The organism is Promineifilum sp. (SeqCode) (assembly GCF_041918635.1).
In the GTDB taxonomy this organism is placed as follows: Bacteria; Chloroflexota; Anaerolineae; order Promineifilales; family Promineifilaceae; genus Promineifilum.
Window position 1 is genome coordinate 1 of the sequence record NZ_JAYRVJ010000169.1, and the last position, 4,542, is coordinate 4,542.

Annotated in this window: 7 protein-coding genes; all 7 read right to left on the reverse strand. The window is 67.2% G+C overall.

The genetic code is table 11. The features are described from left to right. A partial coding sequence (locus tag ACE3UY_RS05725; RefSeq protein ID WP_374686596.1) for a GNAT family N-acetyltransferase occupies positions 1–169 on the reverse strand: 169 nt, incomplete at its 3' end. A gap of 4 nt (positions 170–173) precedes the next feature. Then, positions 174–827, reverse strand: a complete 654-nt coding sequence (locus ACE3UY_RS05730) for a dienelactone hydrolase family protein (RefSeq protein WP_374686590.1) — start codon at positions 825–827, stop codon at positions 174–176. A 35-nt stretch (positions 828–862) separates the two neighbouring features. Next, positions 863–2,233 carry a serine hydroxymethyltransferase gene (gene glyA, locus ACE3UY_RS05735; protein ID WP_374686591.1) on the reverse strand — a complete coding sequence of 457 codons (1,371 nt, stop codon included), beginning with the start codon at positions 2,231–2,233 and terminating at the stop codon, positions 863–865. A gap of 81 nt (positions 2,234–2,314) precedes the next feature. Beyond that, positions 2,315–2,776, reverse strand: coding sequence for a nitroreductase/quinone reductase family protein (locus ACE3UY_RS05740; protein ID WP_374686592.1), 462 nt, complete (start codon positions 2,774–2,776; stop codon positions 2,315–2,317). A gap of 44 nt (positions 2,777–2,820) precedes the next feature. After that, the gene (locus ACE3UY_RS05745; RefSeq protein ID WP_374686593.1) at positions 2,821–2,961 is read right to left on the reverse strand and encodes a hypothetical protein; all 141 of its coding nucleotides are present in this window, start codon (positions 2,959–2,961) and stop codon (positions 2,821–2,823) included. 92 nt (positions 2,962–3,053) lie between these two features. Further along, positions 3,054–3,737 carry a hypothetical protein gene (locus tag ACE3UY_RS05750; RefSeq protein ID WP_374686594.1) on the reverse strand — a complete coding sequence of 228 codons (684 nt, stop codon included), beginning with the start codon at positions 3,735–3,737 and terminating at the stop codon, positions 3,054–3,056. Between the two features lie 21 nt (positions 3,738–3,758). After that, positions 3,759–4,542: GNAT family N-acetyltransferase (locus tag ACE3UY_RS05755; RefSeq protein WP_374686595.1), on the reverse strand; the 784-nt coding region annotated here is incomplete at its 5' end.

The following is a 4,542-nucleotide window of genomic DNA, read 5'->3' on the forward strand; positions in this document are numbered from 1 at the left end:
CCCGCTGGTGGTTCAGGAACATCCTCACGAAGGCGCGCACCGCCTCCGGCGTGCGCGCCGTCCACTCGTAGTAGCGCAGATAGAGCGGGTCGGACTGGTAGGCCAGCACGGCCGGCCAGTCATCCTCTCGGAAGTCGCGCAATAGCAGGCGTTCGGTGGTTAGTTCCATCTTGTTACTTCAAATTCTGGCGCAGAAAAGCGACAGTTCGCTCCCAGGCCAGATTTGCCGCCTCCGGAATGTAAACGTCTGGCCGATTGGATTCGGCAAACCAGTGCTCCGTGCCCTCATAAACGTAGAAGTCAGTCGTTCGGCCCGCTTTCTCCAGACTCTTCTTAAGCTTTTTCTTGGCCGCGTCCGACACCCACTCGTCCGCTTGCGCGAAGTGGCCCATACAAGGGGCGTGGCTGTTGCTGTAGTCGCCGGAGCGTGCGCCGTAGAATGTAACCGTCGCGCCGATGGGCAGTTCCGGCTGCTGCGACAGCCACATTGCCCAATGCCCGCCCATTGAGAAGCCAACCACGCCGATGGTCTCGCTATTTACGGCTGGATGAGCCAGGAGTTGCTCAATGGCGCGCGTCAACGTCTGGTAGGTCGGCTCGCGCTTCGGCTTGGATCGCAGGCGTCGGGCGTCGTCAGGCGTGTCGGCGGTCTGCCCCTCGAACAGGTCGGGCGCGGCGGCGACGAAGCCCGCGCCGGCCAGCCGGTCGCAGACACTGCGGAAGAAATCGTTCAATCCCCACCAGGCATGGATGACCAGCACGCCCGGCCCCTGGCCCGATGGCGGCAGGGCGAGATGCGTGAGCGTGGAAGGTGAGGGTGTTGTCATTGCGTTGTTCCTCCTGAAATCCACGGCTGCTCAACTCAATCTCCTTCCCGTGCCGGTAAGCCATGGTCGAAGTTGTAATACAACGTCTGATACCCCTGACGAAAGTCGATCACATCCTCCATGACCGACTCCGGCGCTTGCCCCTCGATCAGGACGCGGGCCATGAAGTCGGCGATGGTCGCCATCTCCATCTCGCCCATGCCGTAGCGCGTCACCTCGATCGTGCCCAGCCGCAGCCCGCCGGGCCGATCCCAGTCCTCCGGCGTGTCGCCGGGGATGAGATTCTTGTTGGTCACCAGGTTGGCGCGGGCCAGCCGGTGGGCCGTGTCCAGCCCGCCGCCAAAGGCCCGCGCGTCGGCGATGACCTGGTGGGTGCGCGTGTACCCCTTGTGGGCGGCCAGCACCGGGATGCCTCGCGCCGCCAGCGCCGCGCCAAGCGCCTGGGCGTTGCGCACGATCTGGGCCATGTAGGCCGCGCCGAACTCGATCATCTCCGCCGCGCTGACGGCCAGGGCGGCGACGCGGTTCACCTGGTGCGTGGCAGCCAGCACGGGGAAGATGGCGTGGGTGAGAGGCTGGGTCAGAGCCGGGTCATCCCAGACGATGAGGCCGCTCTGCGGCCCGCTGAACGTCTTGCCGGCCGAGCCGGTCAGTACCGCCGCCCCCTCGCGCAGCGGGTCCTGGAACTGGCCGCCAGCGATCAGCCCCACCTGATGCGCGCCGTCGAAGAACAGCCGGCCGCCCCACTCGGCCACGACCGCGCTCATCTCCCGCAGCGGGAAGGGGAAGAGCGTCATCGAAGCGCCCAGGGCGACGAGTTTGGGCCTGACCAATGGGGCCATCTTCCGGAACAGGTCGAGGTCTACCTCCAGTTCGTCGGGATCCATCGGCACGTCCACCACGCGCAGGCCGCGCACCCCGGCCGGGCCATCGGGCCGGTTGCTGGAGTGGCCGCCGAAGGGTTGGGGGATGCTCATGATCACGTCGCCCGGCTCGGTCAACGCGGTGTAGACGGCCAGGTTGCCGATCATGCTGGCGACGAGGCGGTGGTCGGCGTAGCGGGCGCGAAAGGCTTGCTTGAGCAACTCCACGCACAGCGCCTCGATCTCGTCAATGTGCTTCGTGCCGGCGAACCAGCGGTTAACCGCGCCGATGTGGCCCTCGGCCGCCCGTGTGCCCACTTCCGAGGACAGCAGGGCGCGCACGGCCGGGCTGGTCGGCGCTTCGGGAGCCAGCAGGTTAATGCACTGCTCGCCCCGCCAGCGCTCGTTGCGCCGGACGGCGGCGACGACGGCCTCCTGCATCTGCTGGCCGGAACGGCAGGCGTCGAGGACGGCCCGCGCCTGGGCCAGTATCGCGGGATCGTGGACTTCCAGCGTGGAATCGGCGGCAACTGGGTCTGACATAACGGGTTACTCCGGTGAGAATGGCGTGATTGTCCGCGGCTCCAGGGCGAAGTGCAACCATCATTACTGTGCCTGGCGACCTTAAGGCGGCTCGTCGGTCATATCGGGTCGCGGCCGAATCTCGAACACCGGATATTGCTCAGCCAGCGCCGCCATGTCGGCCAGCGTCGGCTTCGACTGTAACCCAAAGAAGTGGCGGGCCGACTGCGCGCCGGAATGGGTGAAGGCGCGCTGGTTGACGTAACCCAACAGGATCGGGGCGCGGGCCTCGGTGGGAATCTCAACCAACTGGACAGGCATACGGTGGCGCGAGATGATGGTGGCCGCGCCGCCGGCGGCGCGCACGTTGCGCGCCCACTGTGAGTCGCGGTAGAGCGCCACGAGATACTGCTTCCCGTCCTGCCGCACGCGCGTGACGGAGACGCGAATAGGCCTGCCAGAGCGTCGGCCGCGCACTTCCAGCGTGACCGAACCGGAGGTCAGGCCCAGCGCGGTGATCCACGGCGCGAACCGGGCGTTTAACCAGTTCAGGAAACCTGACATCCTGCTCCCCAGTTGGTGAGTAGAGACGTTCCGCCGGACCGTCTCTACTTGTAATAAGCGGCGCGATCAACAACAGCGAAGCCGCAATCCTCACTGTCGGCCTCGTCGCTGGCGTTGAGCGCATCCGTCAGGACGAGGTAGTCGCTCCGGCCGTCTGGCGGTGATGAGAATGGCGATCGCGCCATCGCTGAACGCTGCTAGCCGAGTTCTACTCATGGGTCTGTGGGTAGCCTACAACAATCTGCGTAATCTGCGAAATCGGCGGATTCTCCCCTCTTCAAATCGCGCGATCCTCGATCTCCCAAACGTGGTCGAGCGTGTGCCAGGCCACGTAGCGGACGAAGAAGCGCGGCGGCCAGATGCGCCCGCCGCGCGGCCCGCGCTCCGGCAGTTCGCCCCGGACGGCCGCGGCCAGCGCGTCGAACATGGCCCGGCGGACGAGGGCATGCGCCTCGGCCGGGTCGTCGGCCTGGGGCCGCTTCCACGCCAGCCGCGCCAGATACGCTTCGTCGGCTCCGCGCACGTGCTCGACGATCTTGTCCAGCTCGCGCCCGCCGCCGCGCGGCCCCTTGCGCAACTCGCGGCCCACGGCAGCCCCGGCTGTCTCGTCGAACGTCTGCCAGATGGCCGTCAATATGGCCTCCGAGCGGGCCAGTTCCTCCTTGCCAAATGGTAGCCTGTCGGCCTCGGGTTGCGCGCCGGGCGCGCCAAAGTCGGTGCCGCTGCTGCCCGGCAGCCGCTCGACCACGACCAGCGCCGCGAGCGCCGCCGGCGCGACGAAGCCCAGCCCCGACGACGTGACCGCGCGGGCATAACGCGGGCCGTAGTCGAAGAGCGCCGCCAGCGCCGCGTCCTCGTCCCGCCCGGCGCGGCACCAGCCCGGCCAGTCGAGCGCGCCGGCAAACGCGCGCTTCTGGCCGACTTCCAGGTAGACGGGTATCTCGTTGACGGGTTGCGCCATACCTCTCTCCTTTCCGCCGGCTCAGGCGGCGGGCGCACCTAACTCGTACACAAAAGCGCTCGACTTATCCACGGCCCCCAGCGAACCGTAGAGGGCGATGGCCGCCGGGCTGTAGCCGGTAATGTAGGCGTTGCGCAGGCCCATGTCGCGCAGCCGGTAGAGGCACTCCTGAATGACCGCCCGGGCGAAGCCGCGCTGGCGGAACTCGCTGTGGGTGCAGACCCGCTCGATGTCGGCCTCGGCGTTCCAGGCGTCGATCAGCGCTTCGCAGCCGGCTACCAAGCGGCCGTCCGGGGCCATGACGCACAGGTCGGTCGGCGCGTGGTAGATGGGGCCTTCGTGGCTGTAATTATAGAACCGCAGCGCCTGTTGCAGCTCCTCCTCGGCGCGCTCGGCCTTGCCCTGGAAAGCGTCGTCGCGCAGGATGCGTTGGGCGCGGTAGTCCGGGTGAGTTGCCATGTCCACGATGGTAAAGCCCGGTTCCAGCAGGTAGCGCGCCGGCAACTCGCCGGTCAGGTCGAAGCGCCGCGTGTAGAGCGTGGAGGCGCGCCGGAAGCCGTGGCGCTCCAAGACCGCGGCTTCGAGCGCCTGGCGGTCGGTGATCTCCGTACTGAGGCGCGGCGCCCGATCGCCCCAGTTCGCCAGCGCCCACGCCAGCAACGCATCATAGAGGAAGCGGTAGCCCTCCAACGTGATGATGTCGAAACTGTCGCCGCCGTATTCCGCGATGACGAAGCCGGCCAACTCACCGAAGCCGTCGAACCAGAGGTGGGCGTTCTGGTCACAGAAGGCGGGATAGCCGCGC